Raw genomic sequence first — 23,249 nt, 5'->3', positions numbered from 1 at the left:
AGATAACCTCCTTCGCCCTCATTATATAAAAAAGAAATAGGGGATTTCTCCCCTATTTCGTCTTCTTTTTTGACCATTCTTCGATTTTTTTATTTGCTTCTGCATTCGTATATCCAAGGTGCATATAGATTGAGATAAGCAGGTTCTTCATATCAGCATATTTACCTTTTTCCTTTGCCTTAAGGTATTTCTTTTTATATTCTCTTGTTACAACTCCACTGATATCTTTATTTTCTTTCCCGCCTTTACTTTTTGCTTCACTTATGTAGTCAAAGATAGCCTCTCTGTCTGCTCCCTTGTTTATAGAATTGTCAATTGCATCATATAGCCTCTGATATGTTTCACCGTAGTTCCATTCTTCCAGGGTGCACCATATCTCCTCATCACTCTGTCCAGCTTTCTCTCTAAGGAACTTCTTGGCTTCTTTCTCTGATATATCTCCAGCAAGATAACCATCCTTCATCTCTTTTTTCACCTTGGATGTAATCTCCTTTTTCTCCAGTCCCTTTTCTTTCAGTTCTCCTTCTATCTCTTTATATGCTGCATTATCTTCGGAAAGGTATGCATCCAGCATTCTCTCATACTGTCTGCTATTATTTCTCTTGATTCCTCCCAGATATTTTCCAGTTGTAGTATTATAGATTGCTTTGAAATCTCTTTCCACATTGTAAATTGGAATACCCGTTACAGAAGAAATTCCGCTCATTAATGACTCAGCCGCTTCTAACCAGGTATGGTTTTCTCTGTAATCTGCATCTGTCGCATATTTCTGCATATTCTTTACTCCGGCAAACAGTTTTGACAACCCCTGCATATCCAGTCTGTTTACATCATATCCCTGTACTATAGAAAGGATATCCTTAAGATACGGTATCAGCTGAATCGGATTCAGGTTATCTTTTACATTATCCTTGTAATCCTCAAGCCATCTCTCCCAGTATGTTGTGTCATCATCCTTCTTATCTCTGAATGCATCCATAAAGGACTGTGCTGCTGCATTCACAACATTTGTAATAATATATGCTTTCAATGTCTGTTTAAAGAATCTTTTACTTCCGGCATTCCATTTACCCGGCATCTCATACCAATCCCTCAATGCATTTGCCAGCATATTGTAAGACTTCGTAGGCTCTGCCATGAACGACGTTGCCATTTTATGTAAGCCATTGTTGCTTCGCATAATCTGTGACCGGTGCAATACAGAGTCTACTACCTGTGTCTGGTCGATTAGTTCATCGTATCTGTCTACACATAAATCTGTAAACTCTTTGGAATTTACGTCTATATCCGGATGCAGTGCCTTTGTCTCCTGTTTTACTGCATTCCACAGTACACCCCATGTAATATCATCTGCCTGTTGAGCAAGAATCATGGATTTTTCCTGCAATCCCTCTTTAAAGGTATGCTGGTCCGTAATAACCTCTTTCATAGACTGACCAATTGATGTTTCAAAATATCCCCAGGACTTCCACTTTGCAATAGGTGCTTTTTCCTGTACCTCATGCACTGCAGGTTTCATGGTCAATGCTTTTAAAAGATACTTGGAATCCATCACTGCCATTGTACGGAAATAAGCTGTTGGCTGCTGTATTGCTACCCTGATATTTGCTGCTACAGATGCAGCCTTCATATTTCCAACCAATTCATCCACAAACTTGACCTGGACATCCCCTGTTCCTTCTGCATTAATATCCTGCACCAGTTTTTTAAAGTATTCCTGGTATTCTTTTCCATAAGCCCTTTCTATCTGTGCCTTAACGGATGTCTTGGAATTCAGAATATCCAGCATTTCATCCTCTGACATATGTTCATCCAGTCCTGCTTTTTGTCTGTAATTAAACCACTTCATAGCATCTGACAGTGCCGCTGTATAGCTTCCGTAACTTGCCATATCTGTTACATGCTTCGTAAATACATCAAAGATATCATCCACCACGATAGCATTTCTCGCATTTTTCATAGTCTTCTTAGTGAATCCCTGATTTTTTACTCCCCAGTATGAAGTCTGATCCTTTGTATCTACAGTATTTCCGGATGTCTTAATAGGATAATAATGCTGTCCACCGAATCTTCTGTATCCATACATCTGCATTGTGGTAGCATTACCCCATGCAGAGCATCTATTCTGCATAAACTGCTGCATAGAATCCGCCACTTTCTTCTGCTCCGGAGTAAGCTCCTCACATATCTTTCCTACCTCATATTCAGTAAGCCGGATTCCATCAGAATTCCGATATACCTTTGTTCCAGCTTTGGTTGTTGTTATCACTCCTCCATACTTGATATGTTCTTTCGCCTGCTCTCTGTTCTTAAGTTCATACAGCCCCATCATCTGTGCTGTTGTCATCCGCAACTTTTTATTGCCAAAATCAAACTCATGAACTTCCGCATCCCTTCCGGTCCACTTCTTCATTTCAGACTTTAACTGTTTTTCGGTAAGTCCACATTCCTCAGCAATCTTTCCAAACTGAGACTGCATATAATCCTGTGCTTCCGCAATCTTTTCCGTTCTGGTATTCAGTCCCTTACGCAATCCTTTATAGATACTAAGTGCAGAATCTCCCATTCTGTAGAAGTATGACCTTGGGTCCAGCATATTGGCATCCAGCATATTTTCTGCTTTGTTAATTGCCTTTCCCCTTAATGTATCATTATTCCATACTTTCTTATCCTTCTTGGTTTTCAGCTCTTCAATTGTGTTGTCTCCAAGTTCTTCCACGTTCTGTGCACGTTCATTTACATATAACTGGTTTACACTGGTGATGGCTCTCTTCAATCCGGATACCAGTCTGTCCAGATATCTCAGACCATTAATATCCATGTCCGAAATTCGTACACCCTCATTATTGTTCAGGAAATCTGAAATATCATCCAGCAGTGAGCTTGTCTTCCGGTCTCCTGAATTACCATCCATAAGAGCATTATAAATATCCTCATAATCTCCGGCAATGGCTTCTCTCTCGCTTGATAACTTAAGCTGCATCTGGCTTAAAGCATTGTACCATTTCAGTGAATCAACACTATTTGGATTTGTCCGGTCTGTCGTGAAGTCTATCGCATCTATGAAATCAGCAACCATTTTCTTTAATGCATCCGGCACATGATTCTTATCTGTATTCTGATTAAATGCAGTTACAATCCCTTGAGCATTCTTTCTGATACGTTCCCGGTATCTTCTCCGCTCCTCGATATTTCTCTTTGCCGTACGGTTCTCTGACTGCTCCGCTTTCAGCTTCATATACTTGTCGTTGCTCTGCTGTTTCACCTTTGCCAGCTTTGCTTCGTATGACTTTATTTTCTTTCTGATTTCCGTTTCTGCCTTTGCATCACGATAGGCCATAGCCGAGCTGAGTTCTCTTCTCTGTTCATCCAGTTCCCTCTCATACTTCTGTTTCAGGCTGTCTCGTCTGGTCTTTTCCTGCTCTTTCAGTTTTTCGAATCTTTCACGGTATTCTGCATTCAGATTCTTTCTGTATTCCTGCTGCTTTGCAATCAGCTTCTGGGTTTCCGCCAGCACCTTTTTATTTGCTGCATCCGTGCTCTGCTCTACAAAGAATCTCCGGTAAATGTCTAATGCAAGGTCATATGCTGCCTGCTGCTTATTCATTCCAAAGATATTATGCCTTGCCGGTTTCATCTCATTCATAGCATCAATCAATGCTATTGGCTGATCATTTACTGCAGTATCCATATCCAATATGTAATTAGAGCTCTGGCACAGCTCATCCCATAAGGAATCCAGATACATACCATCTTCTGAGAAAGTAATGTTTCCGAAATTCATCTTCCGGAATTTATCATAGCTGTCATAATAATGTGCTACTTCTTTCTTCTGGGCTTCATTCAATCTGATTTTCTGCCCTTTCAATGTTTTACGGAAAGAGTTATACACATCTGCTTCCACACTATCCACATCTGTACTTTCTTCGATAACCGGCATAGCAATTTCCTGTACGATTCTTACCATATCCTCATACGAAACATTCTTTGTATCTTTTAAATACGCAAATACCTTAGTCAGATTATCAGCCAGTTCTTTGGCATTATAGGTACTCTTGTATTCCTGCTTTACCTCGGATGCTATCTTACGCATTGTCTTATCGTCAATGCTCACATTTTCAAGTGCTTTAAAGCCATCCTCAATAATAGAACCCATTTCTTTTTCTGTATCGGAATACTCCTCTTCCAGTATTGCCATGAGGTCTTCATCAATGTCCACTGAATGTCTGATGTCCGGGTCTGCTGTTGGCTTTTTATTATCTACGTTTTTAATTTGGTTCTGACTAAACGTGACATAGCTTATTCCCCTTTGCACTATCTTTCCATCTTCTCCCGGAAATCCACCTTCATCCACAATAATGCCGTCATATTCATCCAGCAAATCATTATCCTCAAGGAACTCATATATATTATCTGCTTCTTCCCACGATGGGAGTCCACTATTTGTAGTATCCTTATATTCTTCATATGGATTGATTCCTAATGCATATCCTCCTTTTACATAATCATTAATAAATATTTCCTTCGTTTCCGGATTTCTTATATCAAAAGGTTTCGTGATATTTAAATATACTTCATATGTTTTTTTATTTGTAACTGTCTTTCCCGCTTTTCTTGAACTCGCACTTGGCTCCTGGTAAAAATCTGCATACCATCTATTTGGAGTAAAAAACTGTATATCGTTTTTAAAAACCGTAAAATCTCCATTTGGTGTACCATGATACATAGGAAGAAGATTTCCATTGTCATCCCTTACAGTCGAATTTTCAAAATATTTTTTCTGCTCTTCTGATAATTTTCTTCCTTCGGAATCTACATCAAGTGAAAAAGTTGTTGCATTTTTCTGATTCTGTGATATACTACTTTTAGAAGCAGTTTCATTATCGTTGTAAAACCCTCGGGAGTTTGATCGTGAAACTGCTTCTTTTAATGTTACATCATATACATAATGTTCATTTCCAGTATCTTTTACATTTATTAGCACATCGAAGTAGTCTCCCTCAAATTCAATTGTTTTGATATAATAATCCCATGTTTTTGCATTTCTATGGAATCTGTTTGTTTTCCCTAGCTCTGTTTTACTTCCTGTATAAATACTATTTTCTGCAAGCTCAATATACTCTCCTTCTGCGCCTATGCTGATTTTAGCTCTTAATCCTTTCCTGCTAGATTTTTTATCTCCATATATCCCCTTTCTAATTCCGCTTTCATCATAAAGTGCATAATATACATGTCCATTTTTTACAAACTTTGCTGCACGACCTGCATATTGTTCTCTCATGATATTCAGCATTCTTTTTTTACGTTCTTTAAAAGTCAGTTTTTTCGTTTCATTACTTAGCGCATATCTTTCTATTCCATCTGGTCCAATTGTTATTGAGTATCTGATTCCACTCTCAGTTGTCTTCATCCGCTGTATACCATCTATCACAAGTGAATCCGATACGTCGTATTCCCAACTTTTTTCAAGCGGAAGTCTAAAGTGCAATTCATCCCCAAAATCATCATCCAGCACAAGCTTCTCGACCGGTATAGTAAATTCCAATATTTCCTTTCCATACCCTACAATCTGACCATCTTTCTTAGTTGAAAAGAAGATGCCGTCTTCCTTTGCAACCATTATCTTTTCTTCTCTAATTTTCTTTGCCGCTTTTTCGCTTGTTGCATGATACAATCTTACATTTCCATACTCATCTACTTCCCCGCCTGCTCTTTTTATTTCCTCTATCATATCGAGAGCATTTAGCAATTCATCTCCGCTTAATCTCTCTTCAATGTTTAAAGAATATGTTTTAAAAGGATTCTTCTTGTCATCTTTAGAAACCGTTTTTTTCGAGCTAATGTCTATTGTCTCTGTTTCTCCCTTCTCTGCCGTTACATTTTCCCGCTTATAATTTTCCTGCGCCTTTGTCAATTCACCCAAAAACATATCTCTTATCCTTTGTGCTTCTTCCGCATCCGCTCTCAGTGCTTTCTTTGCTGTGCTGGATAATACATGATCATTCAGGTATGATGTGATTTTGTCGTAAACTCCCTTGAAGAAGTCAGCAATCGTCTTGAGAATGCTCTTATGCTGGCTCTCTGTCATGTTCTCTGACATATACTTGGAAAATGCTTCTACTCCCTTTTGGTCAGCAAACAGTCCTGCTACATAGTCAAATACATACTCATTTGCAGAATCTTCATAGGTCTTTCCTTTTTCTACTGTCTTATATGCCTTATGGTACTGTTCAATAGCATTTGTAAGGTAAGCAGCTCCTTCTTTCGTTGTAACATAATTCAATACCGTATCTACTACTTTCTGCATACCTTCATGATTATATGCCTCGGAGAATTCACCCAATTCATGCACAAGTGTTGTGTATTCATTAGTAGTATTTCCCTTTCCTGTGGTCTTTGCTAACGCTATTCTTGACAATGCTTTCTGGAAGTTACCATTTTCTCCATGCTCCAGTTCATCATTCAATTCAATGTCAAGCCCGGTTTTCTTTGCTACCATTTCCACAACCGATTTCATGCGATTGTCAGATTTATCCAGTCTGTTATCGATTACGGATCCAGTTCCCATCTTCACGGCCTGCTGCACATTGGAATTCTGTGATAACGGACTTCTGCTGTTTTCTCCGAGATAATACATTTCCAGCAAGGTTGATGGTGACATTTCACTTACAATTCTTGCATTTACCGGATTATTCATAATACTCTCATATGAAGTTTTTCCAAGTTTTCCAGCATTGTAAAATACTGCGGTTGATTCCAGGTAAGTAGGCATACTTTCCCCGTTGTAATTCTCAATGACTGCATTGGCCGCTTTTGTATCATCAAATGTTGCCGCAAAATTATACAGATTTCGCATGGTTGGATTACCTATCTCCACTGTCTTATAATCTACAACTCTTCCATCTGACAGTTTTACCATGGTTTTCTCCGGTGTGCTCTCTGCAATCTCTACAACGATATCCTGTTTTCCTGTATTTCTATTTACTGCTGCAGTTACCCCTGTCTGATTTCTGCTATACGGTTGCACCGGTGCAACTTTCTCATTTTCTATCACTATTCCTTCCGCATTTTTTACTCTGCCTGTCATGTTGCCCGTGGTGTTCTCAATTGCATTATCTTCCCTTGCAGCACTGGTATCTGCAGTATTATTCATCAGCTCCTGCGCCTGCTGCTGTGCCTGTTCCTGTTCAGCTCCTTTTCTGACAAATCCCTCTGTTATAACCTTGTCCAGATTTACGTCTTCACTTTTTGCCATGGACTCTATAATCTGGCTCATTTGCGAATCAGTAATATTATCCGTTTTTACTGTATCCGCAATCTGCTTTGCAGTAGAATTCTCCGGCATCTTTTCTGCTGTTTCCAGGATAGTGTCTCTCATTGTATTATCCTGGTTAATTGTCTTTCCCATTTTATGATACTGCACGGAATTTACGGTATTTGCTACTCCACCAAATACTGCACCGGAAATAGCACCGGCTACAAAGTCCTGCCCTACCTGGTTCCAAAACTGCTCATTAGCCGCTGCTTTTGCTTCATCTTCTGACATTCCATTTTTCATATATTCCTTTACATTTGTGCTATATTCAGATAATCCGCCATTAATCATGCGGTCTGCTGCTTCATCTGCAAAATCGGTAAATACTTCCTCACTGCCCTCAATTCCAGACTGAGCAGCCCAATCCAATATCTTTTTCTTAAATGTAGTTTTAGTTGGATTCTCCGCCATGCCATATAAATGGTCTAAGCTCAACTTTTCAAATCCTGCCTCTGCTGCTGCATTGGCAATTCCAATAGCAGCGGCTTTATTCGTGTCTACACCACGCTCAGACGCATCCACATATGCCTGGGAGCCGGCACTTGCCGCCATGATTCCAAGAGAAACCGGTTCACTTCCTGTTGCCATGGCCGCGGCCGAATCTGCCATACTCATTCCAACATCATATGTAAACTTTCCTATGGTGGAATTAATGTCATTTGATACTGCTTCTCTTCTTCGGTTTCTCGACTGTGTGAATCGAGCGGAATACGGGTCATAAGGTGTATAGGCTTCATCTCCTCCGAAATAGTTCTTTGCAGAATGACCTAACTGGTCTGCAAGATCTGCTACTGTAAGTAGTGAATCTCCTACCGATATAGCGGACTCCTTTACATTAATAAGAAATCCTTTTAATCCTTCCTGCTTTGTTTCCTCTTCCAATTCCTTTCGTTTCTTTGTATCAATCTGGCGATTATGAATCCAGGAATAGTATTCTTCCATATCATCAGCGTTGATTCCCTGACTTTCCAGGTTTTCTTTTGCGCTGTTATATGCCTTTTCTAATTCGAATGGGTCTCTGTTTCCAATCGTATCTCTTATAGCCTGTTCCTGCTCTGTTGCTTCCTCCTCGTCATGGTCTGTAATATACATCTGCATGACAGCCTGCTCCTGTTCCGGAGTAAGTTTTGCATAATCCTCTGCCCATCTCTTAATTACCTTCTGACTTTTTCTTAAGCTCTGCTCATTTTCATACTTATCGTCAATCGTTGCATAGTCTTCCAGTGCATCATGCTCTTCTACAGACATGGTTTCCCCGGTTAATCTATTTCTGTATCCTGCGAGCTTTGTATCCTTGGTAATGTTTCTTGCCAGCACTGGACTATCAAAACTACCGTATACCGGTTCATAATTCTTAAGCTTATCTTTATTTCCTTCTTTTTCATCCTTCGCACTTGTAATTTTTGCTGATAATTCTTCATCAGAAAGACTTGCAAGCTCCGGGTCAGATAAGCTCTGATAATATTTATCTATGTAGTCTGCATATTCCTTTGCAGTTTCCGGTTCTTTTTCCGGCATCCATGCTGTATTCTCCTGCTGCTTTAACGCTTCTTCAATCGCACGTTTTCTTGCACCTTTAAAACTGCTTACTGCGTTTCCGTGCTTTCCTTTTTGATTTGAATTCAGTGTGCTTTTTGCATTATTATAATCTTCCACCGTCATTGTCTCTCCAGTGCTTTCATTTCGGTACTCTGTCGGTGTAAGTTTTGCTCTGCTTCTTCCTGTCATTGTTTTATCTTCATTGCTGCTATCATATACCGGTTTGAAGCTATCTAATTTTTTCTTTGTTTCCCGGTTTCTTTTTGCAATATCCAAAGCTCCCTGTAATGCTCTTCCATTTTTTGACATTGCTCTTGCGGTCGTATTTGCCGTGTTCCGTACCTTTTCCAGTGCATAGTCAAATCCAGCAGGTTTTTCCTGCTGGTATCTGCTCATGCTGTTGTGAAAAACTGAAACATCCGGCGAAGCATTTCTATTCATTCTTGCCTGTCTAAGTTCTTCCAGGCTCTTTCTCTCTCCGCCCGATTCTCTTGTTATTGCAGCGCTCCGTGTATTCAGTTTTCTTTCTGTATTTTCATGTGTTCCTTCCTGCCTTTTTTTCTTTAATTCTTCCAAAGATAATCTGTCTGCCATATTGTTACCCCCTACTTTTTCTTCTTTTTGTTGTTAAGAAATCCACTCAAGCTAGGTGCAGAACTTCCCCCTGCTAATGTACTTGTTGCGCTTCTAGCTGTTGGTGCATCAAAGCCAAGGTCGTCATATAGTTTATTCCATATTCCCTCGTCAATAATTCCTGCCTTATACAAGCTGTCTGCATATGAGCTTCCCTGTGATGCAGCTTTATTTTTTAGCTCATTATAGTAGCTGTTGCTGATTGTTCCGCTCGTTGCCGGCCGTGTTCCACCGGATGATGAACCAGAAGAACTCCTGCTTGAGCTACGTCCAGATGAACCGCTTCTTGCTGCTCTTGCCTGCGACAATGCGAATTCCTGCGCCCACTGGTCATCTGCGATTTGATCTCTCTGCCTCTGATATTCAAACTGTTGCTGCCACTGGTCATCTGCAACATTATCTCTGTCTACCTGATAGTTGTAATCATTCAAATACTTATCGTTAGTCTGTGAATTCTGAAGTGCATTAAACAGATAATCTCTGTCATTCTGCCAACTACTTACTTTCTGCTGATATTCGTCAAAATCATTTCCATGAAGAATGTTATATGCATTCAATGCATTACTGGTATCATTCTGCCAATTCTGGTATTTATCCTGATACTGTCCATATGCTCTATCCTCTGCCTGTCCCAATGCGGAATACTCATTATACATATTGGTGAGGTCTGTATTGTATTTATCTAATGCCTGTCCATAAAGATCCGGAATAATATCATTCAGCTTTCCAAGATATGCCTGGTATGCCTGAGAGCCTGCTGTTGCTCCATAACTATTGCCATATCCTCCGGATAATGCTGCTGCCTGTGATGTTGTATCAAGCATTGCCTGTTTCCCCAGATTAGCATACTGCTCCTTATACTGTTGGTATAATGGGTCTGCATTGAAATCGTATGAAAATGGCTTTTTATTCTGTATTCTATTTAAAATTGTATCAATTGCCCCCTGATACCTGCTGTTATAAGCCCCAGGCTTTGCATTCTGAGTGTCTGTATAGTTTTTATAAGCATCCTGCACTCTCTGCGACTCCTGATAATCTCCAACTTTATTGTTCAGATGGTTATCAAGATTCGTCTGTGCTGTTCGTGTCCCGTCAGATATTACTTTCTCCCAGTTTTTATGATTCCCCATTGTCCTTACCTCCTGTTGATTCTTCTAGTGCCGATATCCTTGCATCTACCTGATTTAATGAATAATTCAGTGTATCAGAAAGATTGTATAGAAAGCTCTTTAAGCTCTCTATATTCTGTTCATTTGACATGTTCTCCATATCTACATTTGGATAATCAAATTTAGCCACTTACTGCACTTCCTTCCTGTATCATTTGTGCTATTGAATATACTTTAACTGCGCCTTTTCCGGATAATCTTAGTTTAAAATGGTCGCATCGTTTTATTCGAACCGGCACCTGGTATGACCGTTTTTTTGTTCCTGTATATTCCATTACCTTTTGCCAGTTTTCCGAATCATACATTATCTCTATCTTGAAATATGCATCTGCTTCTATCTCAAGCCGGATAACCAGCTCTCTGATATATTTGTTATAAATAGAGTCAAGACCCATATCTCCTGTCACTGCATACCATTCCTGTTTTTCTTCTTCCTCTCCAACTGGAATTGCTCCAGGATACCACTCTCCCGGATACATATACTGTTCTCCAAACCGATCATCCATCGGAGCTATTGGCATAAATATTTGTTCGTAATTAATTACCCAGATAGAGTTATTCTTATCTAAGAAATACAGTCCGCCATCTGAATATGCAAAGGCTTTCTTAATACCTTCATCTTCCTTTGTCCACATTCCCTTTGTAATGTCATACACATAAGTACAGTAATTACTAAATTCATCTCTCATGCAGACATAATATTTATCACGGTATCCTCCGGCAACTGCATCATAGTACATCTCTGTTCCAAGATTTCCAGATATCTTACTTGGCATACTTCCGTTATATGCGCATATACCATCCCGGCTTTTATAATATAAAACCTCATTTAATACAATCAGGCTCTTTTCCGAACCCAACTGAACGCCACGCATAGGTTTCCATGAAAGTTCATAATTACTCGGTTTATCACCAAATAATCTGTGCATGCCACCCTCTTTAAAAAAAAGTACACTACCGGAATAAGATATTGCACCGGTAAAATCCCCTTCCGAACCCACCGTTACTGCGTAGCTGTCAGAGGACAGGCCCATATAACATCTCCAGTTCTTTGGGTCTCCTAGCTTGCAAGCATATATTTCATGATTTGTAGAAGAACACCCCCACAACCGGTTATCCATCTCAGTTACAAAATCCATATCCGGGACTGTCCTTGAGATGGTTATATTCTCACTGTTCGTAAATACTTTATTAATCAGACCCATCACAATTACATAATCATCTCCACAACCATACAGAATATTGGATGTGTTAAAATCATAATTGTTATAAATCTCTGCCCTTTTATCTACTCCACTGAATGTAGCAGCATCATATACTTTAAAACCTTTCCCGATACCTGGTGACTGTATCTTTACATAGGTTGTTCCTACGGATACCCATGCTGCAGAATTTTCACTCCATATTTTCATTACAACTGTATTTTCAGAAGTATCTATCCAGTATTCATATTGCGTTTTATCCGGTTCTGTATCACCGGTATATGTTTTCTTTTCAGGAAATACCGTTCCGTCCATTTTGCAAAGCGTAAAGGATGGCTTTGTTGTGGTGGTTACCTTATTTTCCATATCGGTTAATGTTTGGTCATATACGTTGTACATAACCTTATCCGGGAAGACACACAAATATGCTCCCATTCTTACAAATGTTCTTTCCTTATCCTTGCATGATTCCTTTAAATCACACGCTTCTGACTGGTTATAGTACAGCTTATTCTCTGTTACCCACACCAGCTTATCCGTGCCATACAGGCCTTTACAGTCTGTAAGGTCCCGCAATTTTCCTCTCGGTATTCTCGGAGACAGTATCGGATAATAATCCACCGTCATATTTTTCATATCCGAGAATTCCCCGTCTTGTATTCTTCCATTGGCATTGTAGCCGCCAAATGCACTCAGTACCTTGGTTTCCGACCTTGTACTTTGAAGTTTAGGTAATCTCATATGTCACCTCTCTAATACATTGTTGCCCTTAAAGAGCTTTTATGTGTCCGGTACCAGTAATTAGCAAAATCCTGGTATTTCTGATTAAACATAGCTGCTGAATTTGCGTATCTGTCCATTTCATTGTTATAATAATCAATCTGGCTCATAAGCCACTGGACATATAAATTGTCATATGGGGCAGGCACAAGAAGTTCTTTATCCATATCAGCTTCTGTATAAGGCTCTACCACTACATCCTCTTCACGTTCTCTTACGTTCAGGATTTCAATAGCAATTCTTTTATCCAATTCAGTGATCCAATCTAACTTTTCGTTATCCTCATAAGTATTTGGTTCCAGGTCATCCACCTTTGTTATTGCTTCATTTACCTTCATACATGTCTCTCCTTCTAAAAAAGAGGCACAACAATGCTGTGCCTCTCCTCGTTTTAATGGAATCTCTTATTAGTTAAAAGCCTTTCCTTTTGCAATAAGTTCCTGCTGTCTTCTCATTGCAAGCTGGTCCATTTCTGTACTGTTCTTCAGAACTTCAAAGATTGGTTTCGGAATGGTTACCTCTTCCCCTCTTTTAATTCTGTAATTATGTCCATTTAAAGCTACAAAAATGTCTCCTTTTTCACCATCCAATGGTGCCATGAACTTAACTTCTTCTTTCCATGGATCAGCTTCTACCGCATCTTTTACCTGAATTTCTTCTGTTGCCTTGGTTTCTTCTGTTGCCTTGGTTTCTTCTGCTACTTTCGTTCCTTCTGTTTTTGTTCCCATACAGTTTCCTCCTAGTTTGCCTCTACGCTTCCGCTGAATTTTGATGTTGATTCAATACGAATCATATACTGTTCTATCAGACGTTCTGCCGTTTTAATTGCTTTCCATCCAACCGTTGAGCGCTGGTTCAATGGGTCATCACCAGCACCTGCCGGCTTGATAATCATCTGTAATGCTCCGCCATCAATACCGGTCTTTGCATACGCATGTCCTCCAAGTACTAACGTTCCAAATACTGCAAGGTCTGTCGGGCATCCTACGCCTTTCCAAATTTTTGCATTTGAAGTAGATACAAAACGTACATTCGCAATCTTTCCGATTTCTCCTTTAAAAATTGCTTCTGATGCTGCATATTTATGTGTGTCAATCCATTCCTCACTGCGCATAAGGTCATAGGCTGCGTATGGATGAATGATAGCTACATAAGAGTTCTGAATTTTTGGAGCATTCATTGCTTCCAGCATAGATGCGGCACGGAAGAAGATTTCCGGTGTCAGTGTGTCTGCTGCTGTTAACTGGGCTCTTGTTGCTCTGTCTCCAACAATTAATACGTTTGTGCCACCGGCCATAACGTCTCTTGTAACATTGTCCAATGTCAAACCTGCCTGAGCACCTAATATTTTTGAAGCCTGTATAACATTGTTGTCAATGGCTGTAAGGTCCAGCACGTCAGAAATTGTGATGTAATCTCCATATTGTTTTACTGTACTTGTAACTGTACTTACACTTAAGCTATTTCCATCCGGTGTCACACCTTCTGTAAGTGGTGTATTCGCCGGTTTCAAAGAGTCATACTTTCTGAACTCAATCTGTTTACCACCGTTTTTAGGAATCGGATAATCATCTCCAAACTGGTCATGCACCAATTCTGGGGATGCTTCTTCAATCAATTCCTTTTCGTAAAATGTTTTATTTTCTGCCGACAAACTGGATGTACCAGTTGTCTGCGTGTTCGGATTTGCAAAAAACTGCAAGATATTTCTGATTTTCATATAAATTCCTTTCTGAATTACGAGAAAGAAACGCGTTCTCCTTCCAGTACTTTCTTCTCGTATTCTCTCATCTGTTCAGGTGTCAATTTTCTAACATCTACTTTCACTGTTCCTTGTGAACCGGAAGATGCTGCACCTTCAATTGGTCTTCCACTCTTTGAATTGATGCTTTTTACTACATTGTTTTTTGCTGTTTCTGCCGCCTGTGCCATTCCATATGTCATAATCTCATCATGGTGTGTGGCCATGTAAGCAGCTTCAATGCTTCCACCAACTTTAAGAATTGCCGTGAAGTCTGGATTTGCAAGTTCCTCATTAAGGTTAAAGTCCATGTTGTACTTCTGTCTTAATGCATCCGCCTGCTGTGTCCACTGTGCATAAATCTGCTCGCCTTCTTTTTTCTTCTCCAACTGTTCCATTGCTTCTGTCAGTTTCTTGTTTTCCAACTTTACCCGGTTTACTTCCCGAAGCTGGTCTACGGACATTCCATGTCTTGCTGCTTCATCTTCCAGAAGTGCATTGTCCTGCTGTACTGCTCTTACGAGTCCTTCTACATCATCCGCTTCAAGACCATAACGCATAGCAAGCTCTCCCATGATTGGAGTCATTGCATCATACTGTTTCTGCAAGTTACTGATTGTTTCATTCGATTTTTTCAATCTGTCCTTAACGATTCCTTCTGTACGCTTTCTATATGCGTCTCTGTAATCGCCCTTAATCAGTTCCTCGAAGGCTTTTTCTGTGTCTTCCGGTGTTGTCGCATCCTGCGACGTTCCAGCGTCGTCCTGGTTACCTGTTCGACCGTCTGTGGCTCCGGCGTTGAGCCCTTCCGCCTGTCCTGCTGTTCCTTCTGCTCCAGTTGAAGCTGCGCCTGCTCCACCTTCCGCAAAAAACTGCAAGTTAAAATATTTTTTTCTCATACTTTCGTCCTTTCCGAAGTGCCATGTTTTTTTCTTAAACCACTTGCACTATATCAATTTATTTTTTTTGCAACTCCCAATTTTTGCCACAAATGAAATATTTTTTGGGAAATTTTTTTCAATGATTTTATAGCCGTTAAAAATTGTTTCTAATACTACTTCTGTCTCTTTGACCCAGTCCGTTATTTCCATTCTGCATCTCCCGGATTCTTCCATTTCCAAGACCGTAATTTTTACTTTTCCTGTTGCCTGCTGCTTTTGCAATTCCTCAAGAAGCGTAAATAAAAGGATACTGCATGCCGAGCACACAATATCCTTTCCTGCTTCTGCATAGTCAGCATGGCCTTCCATTTTTATTTCCAGCAGATTTTCTTCTTCTCTCACTCTGACTTTAAGCATATCTTTCTCCTATACTGACGTAGAATTTCTAGTCGCATGTGCCGCCTGACTTGTTAATGAGCCATTGCTGTTTCGATTCAGTACGGACTGACTCTGTGCCATAGGTTCTTCTGCCTGCTGCATTGCAAGCTGTGCATTTCCCGCTATTCTTTCTGCATAATTCGTTGTTCCGCCACTCGACATATCTACTGCCTGTGCCAGCGCAAGAGCCTGCTGCTGCATCTGTAAGTACAGGTTGTAATATGTCTGGGATTTATTTAATCTCTGCTTCACCTCGTCTTTTCCGTCAAAGTCCATCATATCCAGACATCCGATAGTCATTTCTGCATTCTGCGGATTAAAAAATCCAAGGTTGTAGAATTGTAATGCAAGCTGATTCTGTGTCTCCCTGGTGTATGCGCTCTGCTTTGCTGGTACAACCTTTACATCAAAAATTGGAACTCTTTCTGACTGTGCCTGTCCAAATCCTGTATCCATTGGTTGTCCTTTTAATGCGCTATTATCAAACGTCACATAATCTGTTTGTCCAGTTTCTCCGGTAATTCTGAATTCCCTTGGCTCATCATAAAATTGTCTGATAAGCTCAATCACCAGATAGCATATCTTTGTAAATGCTCTATAATCCGCTCTGTTTGCATCTCTCGATAATTTTCCGGATGCTTCCTGGAGACTTGCAATTCCACTTGCTGAAGTAACATTAGAGGTCTGTCCCTGTGCCGCTGCTGTATTTCCAGAAGTATCCTTCAGTTCTTCGATTTTATTATTCAAAATGGTTTCATAAATGCCCGCCATTGGTGTCGATGTGATCTGTCGAAAAGCATCCTCTCCCAAGTTTCCGCTAAAGTGCACAAGTGACTTTGAAAAATCGCAAAAATCATTTTCATTCAGCCCCACATCGTCTCTGACCGCCCATCTTGGCTTTGCCAGTGACAATCCATTTTCAAGAATACCCTGCTGCATCTTATCTATATATGCCTGGGTGTCTTTCATAACATCAATATAACCAAATCCACAGACACTGCTTTCGATTGGAAACAATACATCAAACACAAACGGATATAGACCATGGTCATACAGCCCTGTGTATTTTAATTCATCATCGTTTTCTGTCGCATAGAGCACTTTTCCATTGCAGAATTTGCAATAATGCAGCACGTTCTTTCTCTTAATCAAACCATTATCGTCTTCCAGTACAATGGTTTTGTGATAGTACCAGTCCACAACTGCAACCTTCTCTGTATTATCTTCCGCATCCGTCTTTATGTACTGCGTAATACTAATATCACTACCTGCCATTATCTCCTTATCTGGATAAGCAGCCTTTATGTCCTCTACGTCTTCCATGGATACATAGAATACATTCTTTGACCTCTGAATATCTTTTACTCCTGGTTCCCAGAAAAGATTCATAATGTCGACATTTTTAATTGATATGTCGCCTAATCCATTGTCTTTCGAACCATCCCAGAATACGCCTGTTACACACGTTCCATTTTTTAATTTATACCATCCGCAAGCTGAATACGTCTCTTCAAATTCATTTCGTTCCAATATAACCGGTATGATTTCTGATAAAGCCTTGGCTGCTCTTTCATCATTCTTTTCTCGTGGAAGCACATTTGCTTCTGGAAAATTGTCCATGATGTCAGCATGCTTATTGGCAAGTGCGTTGAAAAGCCATGCAGACCGTGGTTCTATTCTTTTTTCTGCTTCCTCTTCCTGTTCTTTTCTTGCATAATCCCAATGCCTTAACCTCCACCATTCCTCGTTTTCCACAATTGTATTTTCAAGGTTCTTTTTTCCGGCATGATATTTTCTCAATACTTCTGCTGCTTCTTTCACATCATCATCCGTGATAGCATCTACCGTCTGCTCTTCCTGCATCTCTTTTTCTTCTGATTCCGTCTGAATTAATGTGTCCTGCTGTTCTTTTTCCTGTTGCACCGGTGCAACTTCTGTTATTTTTCCTTTTTTATAAGCCATCTCTCATCCTCCTAAATATTTAATATCTGTACTCCTTGGCTTCCTTTTTGCTCTTTGAACATATCTAGTGGGTCGAATGCCGGTTTTTTTTGTAATACATTTCCTCTCGGAGCAATTGGGTGCTCCATAAGCACATATCTGCATTCATCATAGATGTGGTCTTCTTCTGTTGTGTCAATATCTTCCGGAATTGTCTCACTATATGTAAGGTTTGGGATTGTTCTGATGAAGTTTCTGCATGTGTTAAAAATTTGAAACATACAATCTCCCATTTCATCGAAGGCAAACCTATAGTGATACTGCATCTTTCCCGGCAGTCTGACATGGTCTCCGCCATGGAAGTATACAAAATTAGGGCTTCTCTCCATCATTCTGGCAACGGATTCTCCTCTTGACTCATCAAATATAGCCGGATCCGCTACACCTGTGATTCTCTTACCTTTCAGCAACGGATTATTTTCTTCGACTTCTCGAATCTTTCTTGCCTGTTCTACGGGATGCTCTTTTAATCCCTGATTAGCAATTCCATTCCAACCGTACAGCTCTGCTATCCGGTATATCTTTCCCTTTGTATCTACTGCATACCATCCAACTGAATACGGCTTTGCATATCCGAAGTCGAACCCCCGGTATATCTTCCAGTGGTCCGGTATTTGAAATGGCTCAATCACATGCGTCCACATTCTGTCTTTATAATGATTTGGATCATCTCTGAATTCTGTAAAAACCTGTCCGCTAAAGCTGTCCCATGAGCCATACATCAGGGCATTTCTTTCTGCCTCTGGCAATGCCGCCAGGTTCGCTAAATAATCCGGGTCATTCTCTAACAGTTTTTTATTATCAAATACTGTGGCCGGTATGTATATCCTGTCTCGTGAAAGCTGTATCTTCTCACCCTGCGGATTAAGCACGCTGTACCTTTCCACAATCCTTGTATTTGGCGGTGCAGGCGTTACAAATCTCTGCTTAACCCATGCCATCCCTTTTCCATCCGGATTCGCTGTCGCTCTCATGTATACCCTTGTACCAGGTCCCATTGGTCTGTTACGAGACATCATATACTGATACTGCGTCAGTGAAAAATGTGTTAATTCATCAAATCCAATAAAATCGTATGCTTTTCCTTGATAGTTGAAGCGGTCAGAGTCTCTTTGCATGTATCCGAAAAATATCTTTGCGCCGGACTCAAACAGCCAGCGCTTTTTATTTTCATTAAATTTGGGACGCTGCCCCTTCAAATTGCCGTACAAGTCATAGGATCGTGTAATTAATCCTTCAAGCTGCGGTACTGTGTCTCGGAATATGATTCCTCTGTAATTTGGTATGTTTATCTGTCTTAACGCTTCCGCTAACATTGAATCTGACTTTCCACCGCCTGCTGCTCCTCCAAATAAGACCTCATACTCCGGTCTTTCCATGAATATCTTCTGCTTCGGCTGTGGCATCCACGAAGCACTCATCTTCATCCACCTCCTTTACTGGTGGCAGGAATACTACTCCTTCATTGTTCTCTCCATCGTCTTCACCTTTAAAGCCATGCTTGTCCAACCAGTCAATTGCTTTTTGAGAATCTTTCAGCTCAATGACTACTCCATGCGCTGTATTCTTTACAGCTTTTACCGTTTGCCAATCTATCAAATCCGGATTTTTAATACTCACTCCATATGCCGATATATTTACAACATCTGATAAGTCAGCAAATGCAATCCTTGATTGCAGTTCCGCAACATCCTCTTCTTTTGGAAGCATCCTTTCCATCTTGTCCCGCCGGATTTCTTCCAAACGTTCTTTGATTTTAGGATTTTTTAGCTTATTATGCGCCGAAACGGCCGCCGACTGATAAGAGCAGTGATAAACACGCATATAGCTTCTTACTGCATTGAAAGATTTTGCATAATACTGGCAAAAAAGCTCATCTCTGTCTACTGCATTCTCCTCTTCTGGCGAATCTTTTTCTTCTTCTGTATATGCATTCTTTTTTTGTGTGCACACTTTTTTTCGCCTTTTGTGTGCACACTTTTTTCCTCCGCCTCTTTCCCATCCGTATCGTTGCTTCCAGGACTTGACCGTATTCAGGCTGATTCCATATTTTTCCGCTATTTCTTTATATTTCATGCCAAGCATGTAATCATTTTCTGCTTCTTCATGTACTTCTCCCATACGGTCCTCCCTTCTCCATTTCTGCCTGTATTTTATAAAGAGATGCATCCTTTTTCTCCCCGAAACTGTCTCCTTTTTATTTTTTGTGCATTTTGCAAGTAACTGGAGAACTGCTCCCTCTCATGATGGAAGATTTTAAGTAAAAAAATATGAGCATCAGCATACTTTACAGATGTGCTGACGCTCATATTTTTTCATTGCTTTATAATACGTCTATGGCATAACGATTTTCACCCTTGCATCCACAATAAATCCATTATGTATAGGGCTATAGTCTTTTTCAAACTGGATTGCTCCATTTTCTTTGAGTTTTTCGCAGATTTCACGCGCTAGCATATTTTTTGCAATTTCTACCATCCGATTTTCTCCCATTTCAATTACGTTCTGTAGTAGAATTACTTCCCGAGCTGCTAATGTTTTAATCTCTTTTCTGCCATATTCCATTGCTTTGAAGCTTAATTCATTGTTTAATCTTCTGTTTTCTCTCAAGGCAGCGTTATACTCTGCTTTCAGGCGTTTCCTTTTTAGACGTATCTCTTTCCGTTGCTTTTTCACATTTTTCCTCCTGTTCTTTTCTATCCATTGTCACATTCTGGTCTATTATCATACTTTTCTTCCATCATCCTCTTAATCTCACACTTGCATTTATACTTGTAGCAATTCTGCTTCTGATATGTTCTTTTTCTTACCTTCGACTTAAATCCAATTGCCAATTCTGTTTTTCCCGGGCCCTCACATGTTATCTTTGTAGCTGAATCCCTTATAAAAAACGGACATTTCGTTTTTGCGTCACTTGTTTTATTCATTACCGCCTTCTCCCTCCTACACTTTTACACGCCCTTTATCTGAGAAGCTATCATATCTGCTGTATGTGTCCAAAGAACATTCGGGTATCTCCGCACCGCCTGGCTGTAAAACTCCCATTCTGACTTATCTGTGAACGCTCCCATGTGATATCTGATACACATTTTCTCTTCTTCTGTGAGGTCTATTAAGCCCATCAGCATGATAAGGCTCTTGTCTCCGTGTCCTGGGTACAGTCTTTCTTTGTTCCGTTCAATTCCAGTTTTGGCCGGCTCGTCCCCAATTGAGACAGTATGATAATCATCCAGCTTGCATACGTCATGTAGCAGCCCTATTATTCCATGGCTTTCCGATCTCTCCCACCTTAAGCCCATCTTTACGGTTATTCTCTCAAGTTCATATGCCACTTGAAGTGAATGCTCTATTAATCCGCCCTCATGCGCTCCGTGATGATCCTTTGAAGCCGGTGCTGTAAAGTATTCTTTTTCTTCAAGCCATGCTATCAGTTTTGGCCACTTTCTCAATATGTCTCTTACTAGGTCTTTTTCATCATCTTTTCCCCTCTTTCCGGCTTTTATTGGAACTCTTCTCATGAATTCTCTCATTGTGCTCTACCCTCCATTTCTTTCAGCTTGGCTTCGGCTTCCTCTCTTGATAAAAACCATGTCTTCTTATACTTGTTTTCTTGCAGCGTTCGGCATGTACAGCATTCCCTGTCTATATCTCCTTCCATATACCATCCGTTTTCTGTAAAAGTAATTAAAGCCACTTTCTGGTGAAAAACTCTGTTATTTTTAGGGAACCCCTCAAAAATATTCATTCGAAAATTCGTTTCACTAGGAACTATGTATACGTCCGAGCCAATTCTGCACGGCAACTTCAGTAATAACCCCTGTTTTTCCGCATCACTCGGTGTTTCGCTCACGATTTCAAAGCATTCCTTTTTCCACTTTAAAACGTTGCTCAATTCATATGAACTGTATCCTATGTGGTGATAGCTCTCTCCGATTTCCTTGTACTTAATTTCGTAATATGGCTTTTCATCCATCATTGTCACAATGATGTCTAGACTTGATACTTTAATACGTTCGTTTTCCATCAAATCCCACTCCTTCCCACATACTCTCCGTATGTCATGCCTGCTTCTCTCGCTTTTGCATTTACCCAGGCAATGCTTCCTACCTTAAGCTCCGGCTTCTTATATGCCGCCTTTCTTCTTTCTGCTCTTTCCTTCATCCGTTCCTGCCGGCACGCTACTGAGCAGATTACTTCCTTGTTTATAATTGCCGTGCTTGTAAACTTTTCCGCTCAGCGGATTCTCTGCAATCATAAGAATGTACATATCCTCCTCTGCCAGTCCGTTCTTCTTGGCCAGATTATAAATATCTTCAAAAGTTAATGTCTCTTTCTCTTCCTCTGTAGGCATTAATTCCAGGCATTTAAAGGTTTCATTCTCGCTGTGGAAAAATACTCTTATTATGTCTGCTTCAATTAACTCTTCATTTTCTACTGGTTTCATTCTGCATTCCCTCCATTCTTCTGTATCTGCTCTATTCTCCAGCGTATGTTTGTTAATTCTTCCAAGCACTTCTCCAATTCCCGGTTTTCCCAGAGGCGGTCCAGCTTCTTAATACTGGAACTTACTGCCGCTGCATAACCTCTTAATACATTTTTATCTAAGCCTGCTGCCGCCGGAGCTTCCTCTGTAGCTTTTTCTTCCTGTACTTCTTCCGGCTCATTGTCCACAACTTCTCCGGAAAGCACCTCGCATTCTGTTTTTTCAACGTTTTCCGGCTTTTTAGGAACGTTTTCTGGCTTTTCAGGAACGTTTTCCGGTTGCACCGGTGCAACTCCGAAGGTTTTTTCATATGCATCCGGCATATCTGCCACCGGAACAAATACCTCTCTGACCTTGGCTGCGTACTCATCCATGCTTAAGGTCTGTTTTTCATTGTCTTTGACTGCCAGAATATCCACTGGCTGCCCTTCTCCTTTGAAGGATGTGAATACCTTTCCGATTCCCTGTGGCCTGGAAGCCAATACTGCAATTCCTGATGGTGCCAGGATGCTCTCAAGCTCTTCTGAATCTCCATCCTTTGTCCACTTCACCAGCTCTTTGAACTTTTCCGGATTATCCTTTGCGTACTTGTATATGGCTTTCTGGCACAGTTCCATATCCGCCTGCTGCTCATCTGTGCCCTCAATGGCTACTTCTAATGGTGATATGGCTTCCTCTGCTTTGACCTCTGCCTTGACTTCTGCAATCTCTTTTCTTGTCATTTCAGGCGATATGAGATCTACTACCTCAATTGGAAGGGTGAGCATATCCTGGAGCTTTGCCACGCCGTACCCTTCGTACTTATCCTGGAGGCGGTCAGAATAACCGCCCTCACTGTATCTGTCATTAATGGCTATGTACCGTGATACAATATCTTTTGAAAGACCATATTCTGCCTTTGCAAATTCAGCTACTGTACTGTATCCGGATGATGCAAGGATATCTGTGTCTCTTGCCTTTTTCAGCAGGTAGCCGGTTCTTACGAAGCCTGCTGCCTGATTTGCCAGCTCCGTGTCCAGAGCCTGCTTGAACTGCTCATAATTTTCTATATTCCTTAATTCTTCCAT

The 23,249-nt window shown here is 40.5% G+C and carries 19 protein-coding genes; all 19 read right to left on the bottom strand.

Annotation, left to right across the window (positions count from 1 at the left end; genetic code table 11):
- Nucleotides 1-52: 52 nt before the first annotated feature.
- The gene (locus DWX96_RS00800) at nt 53-9,448 is read right to left on the bottom strand and encodes an ADP-ribosyltransferase-containing protein (RefSeq protein ID WP_118082904.1); all 9,396 of its coding nucleotides are present in this window, start codon (nt 9,446-9,448) and stop codon (nt 53-55) included.
- An 11-nt stretch (nt 9,449-9,459) separates the two neighbouring features.
- Nucleotides 9,460-10,617 carry a hypothetical protein gene (locus DWX96_RS00795; protein WP_118056614.1) on the bottom strand — a complete coding sequence of 386 codons (1,158 nt, stop codon included), beginning with the start codon at nt 10,615-10,617 and terminating at the stop codon, nt 9,460-9,462.
- Nucleotides 10,604-10,786 carry a hypothetical protein gene (locus DWX96_RS00790; RefSeq protein WP_118056615.1) on the bottom strand — a complete coding sequence of 61 codons (183 nt, stop codon included), beginning with the start codon at nt 10,784-10,786 and terminating at the stop codon, nt 10,604-10,606. The genes DWX96_RS00795 and DWX96_RS00790 overlap by 14 nt, the downstream gene beginning before the upstream one ends.
- Nucleotides 10,779-12,599, bottom strand: a complete 1,821-nt coding sequence (locus tag DWX96_RS00785; RefSeq protein WP_118056616.1) for a hypothetical protein — start codon at nt 12,597-12,599, stop codon at nt 10,779-10,781. The genes DWX96_RS00790 and DWX96_RS00785 overlap by 8 nt, the downstream gene beginning before the upstream one ends.
- A gap of 11 nt (nt 12,600-12,610) precedes the next feature.
- Entirely contained in the window at nt 12,611-12,976 is a 366-nt protein-coding gene (locus DWX96_RS00780; RefSeq protein ID WP_117841388.1) for a hypothetical protein, read from the bottom strand.
- 69 nt (nt 12,977-13,045) lie between these two features.
- Nucleotides 13,046-13,366 carry a hypothetical protein gene (locus DWX96_RS14455; RefSeq protein WP_242988676.1) on the bottom strand — a complete coding sequence of 107 codons (321 nt, stop codon included), beginning with the start codon at nt 13,364-13,366 and terminating at the stop codon, nt 13,046-13,048.
- Between the two features lie 11 nt (nt 13,367-13,377).
- Nucleotides 13,378-14,358, bottom strand: coding sequence for a N4-gp56 family major capsid protein (locus DWX96_RS00770; RefSeq protein WP_118056617.1), 981 nt, complete (start codon nt 14,356-14,358; stop codon nt 13,378-13,380).
- A gap of 17 nt (nt 14,359-14,375) precedes the next feature.
- Nucleotides 14,376-15,278 carry a hypothetical protein gene (locus tag DWX96_RS00765; RefSeq protein WP_118056618.1) on the bottom strand — a complete coding sequence of 301 codons (903 nt, stop codon included), beginning with the start codon at nt 15,276-15,278 and terminating at the stop codon, nt 14,376-14,378.
- A gap of 48 nt (nt 15,279-15,326) precedes the next feature.
- The gene (locus tag DWX96_RS00760; protein ID WP_117841391.1) at nt 15,327-15,677 is read right to left on the bottom strand and encodes a ribosomal-processing cysteine protease Prp; all 351 of its coding nucleotides are present in this window, start codon (nt 15,675-15,677) and stop codon (nt 15,327-15,329) included.
- 9 nt (nt 15,678-15,686) lie between these two features.
- Nucleotides 15,687-17,660 carry a portal protein gene (locus tag DWX96_RS00755; protein WP_197420787.1) on the bottom strand — a complete coding sequence of 658 codons (1,974 nt, stop codon included), beginning with the start codon at nt 17,658-17,660 and terminating at the stop codon, nt 15,687-15,689.
- Between the two features lie 11 nt (nt 17,661-17,671).
- The gene (locus tag DWX96_RS00750) at nt 17,672-19,120 is read right to left on the bottom strand and encodes a terminase large subunit domain-containing protein (RefSeq protein ID WP_242988675.1); all 1,449 of its coding nucleotides are present in this window, start codon (nt 19,118-19,120) and stop codon (nt 17,672-17,674) included.
- Complete coding sequence (locus DWX96_RS00745) at nt 19,059-19,820, bottom strand: terminase small subunit (RefSeq protein WP_158561806.1); 762 nt, start codon at nt 19,818-19,820, stop codon at nt 19,059-19,061. Before DWX96_RS00745 ends, DWX96_RS00750 begins: the two co-directional genes overlap by 62 nt.
- Before the next feature lie 213 nt (nt 19,821-20,033).
- A complete protein-coding gene (locus tag DWX96_RS00740) occupies nt 20,034-20,375 on the bottom strand; it encodes a hypothetical protein (RefSeq protein ID WP_118056621.1) in 342 nt (113 codons plus the stop codon).
- Nucleotides 20,376-20,395: 20 nt separating this feature from the next.
- Nucleotides 20,396-20,626 (bottom strand): hypothetical protein, encoded by a 231-nt coding sequence (locus DWX96_RS00735; RefSeq protein ID WP_117841395.1) that lies wholly within the window; start codon nt 20,624-20,626, stop codon nt 20,396-20,398.
- A gap of 24 nt (nt 20,627-20,650) precedes the next feature.
- Entirely contained in the window at nt 20,651-21,229 is a 579-nt protein-coding gene (locus DWX96_RS00730) for a hypothetical protein (RefSeq protein ID WP_118056622.1), read from the bottom strand.
- On the bottom strand, nt 21,226-21,723 hold the full coding sequence (locus tag DWX96_RS00725) for a hypothetical protein (RefSeq protein ID WP_117841396.1): 498 nt from the start codon (nt 21,721-21,723) through the stop codon (nt 21,226-21,228). Before DWX96_RS00725 ends, DWX96_RS00730 begins: the two co-directional genes overlap by 4 nt.
- Entirely contained in the window at nt 21,723-21,860 is a 138-nt protein-coding gene (locus DWX96_RS14205) for a hypothetical protein (protein WP_158561807.1), read from the bottom strand. The genes DWX96_RS00725 and DWX96_RS14205 overlap by 1 nt, the downstream gene beginning before the upstream one ends.
- Entirely contained in the window at nt 21,823-22,143 is a 321-nt protein-coding gene (locus DWX96_RS00720; protein ID WP_118056623.1) for a hypothetical protein, read from the bottom strand. The genes DWX96_RS14205 and DWX96_RS00720 overlap by 38 nt, the downstream gene beginning before the upstream one ends.
- Complete coding sequence (locus DWX96_RS00715; protein ID WP_118056624.1) at nt 22,140-23,249, bottom strand: hypothetical protein; 1,110 nt, start codon at nt 23,247-23,249, stop codon at nt 22,140-22,142. Before DWX96_RS00715 ends, DWX96_RS00720 begins: the two co-directional genes overlap by 4 nt.

The organism is Roseburia sp. AF22-2LB (genome assembly GCF_003461125.1).
GTDB classification, from domain to species: domain Bacteria; phylum Bacillota; class Clostridia; order Lachnospirales; family Lachnospiraceae; genus Roseburia_C; species Roseburia_C amylophila.
Note: the sequence above shows the minus strand (reverse complement) of the source record. Positions and strands in the feature narration are given on the sequence as shown.

What these genes read in the sequence shown, in the direction of transcription:
- DWX96_RS00800 (WP_118082904.1), bottom strand. Translation starts at nt 9,448, where the DNA reads ATGGCAGACAGATTATCTTTGGAAGAATTAAAGAAAAAAAGGCAGGAA.
- DWX96_RS00795 (WP_118056614.1), bottom strand. Translation starts at nt 10,617, where the DNA reads ATGGGGAATCATAAAAACTGGGAGAAAGTAATATCTGACGGGACACGA.
- DWX96_RS00785 (WP_118056616.1), bottom strand. Translation starts at nt 12,599, where the DNA reads ATGAGATTACCTAAACTTCAAAGTACAAGGTCGGAAACCAAGGTACTG.
- DWX96_RS00780 (WP_117841388.1), bottom strand. Translation starts at nt 12,976, where the DNA reads ATGAAGGTAAATGAAGCAATAACAAAGGTGGATGACCTGGAACCAAAT.
- DWX96_RS14455 (WP_242988676.1), bottom strand. Translation starts at nt 13,366, where the DNA reads ATGGGAACAAAAACAGAAGGAACGAAAGTAGCAGAAGAAACCAAGGCA.
- DWX96_RS00770 (WP_118056617.1), bottom strand. Translation starts at nt 14,358, where the DNA reads ATGAAAATCAGAAATATCTTGCAGTTTTTTGCAAATCCGAACACGCAG.
- DWX96_RS00765 (WP_118056618.1), bottom strand. Translation starts at nt 15,278, where the DNA reads ATGAGAAAAAAATATTTTAACTTGCAGTTTTTTGCGGAAGGTGGAGCA.
- DWX96_RS00760 (WP_117841391.1), bottom strand. Translation starts at nt 15,677, where the DNA reads ATGCTTAAAGTCAGAGTGAGAGAAGAAGAAAATCTGCTGGAAATAAAA.
- DWX96_RS00755 (WP_197420787.1), bottom strand. Translation starts at nt 17,660, where the DNA reads ATGGCTTATAAAAAAGGAAAAATAACAGAAGTTGCACCGGTGCAACAG.
- DWX96_RS00750 (WP_242988675.1), bottom strand. Translation starts at nt 19,120, where the DNA reads ATGAGTGCTTCGTGGATGCCACAGCCGAAGCAGAAGATATTCATGGAA.
- DWX96_RS00745 (WP_158561806.1), bottom strand. Translation starts at nt 19,820, where the DNA reads ATGGGAGAAGTACATGAAGAAGCAGAAAATGATTACATGCTTGGCATG.
- DWX96_RS00735 (WP_117841395.1), bottom strand. Translation starts at nt 20,626, where the DNA reads ATGAATAAAACAAGTGACGCAAAAACGAAATGTCCGTTTTTTATAAGG.
- DWX96_RS00730 (WP_118056622.1), bottom strand. Translation starts at nt 21,229, where the DNA reads ATGAGAGAATTCATGAGAAGAGTTCCAATAAAAGCCGGAAAGAGGGGA.
- DWX96_RS00725 (WP_117841396.1), bottom strand. Translation starts at nt 21,723, where the DNA reads ATGGAAAACGAACGTATTAAAGTATCAAGTCTAGACATCATTGTGACA.
- DWX96_RS14205 (WP_158561807.1), bottom strand. Translation starts at nt 21,860, where the DNA reads ATGAAGGAAAGAGCAGAAAGAAGAAAGGCGGCATATAAGAAGCCGGAG.
- DWX96_RS00720 (WP_118056623.1), bottom strand. Translation starts at nt 22,143, where the DNA reads ATGAAACCAGTAGAAAATGAAGAGTTAATTGAAGCAGACATAATAAGA.
- DWX96_RS00715 (WP_118056624.1), bottom strand. Translation starts at nt 23,249, where the DNA reads ATGGAAGAATTAAGGAATATAGAAAATTATGAGCAGTTCAAGCAGGCT.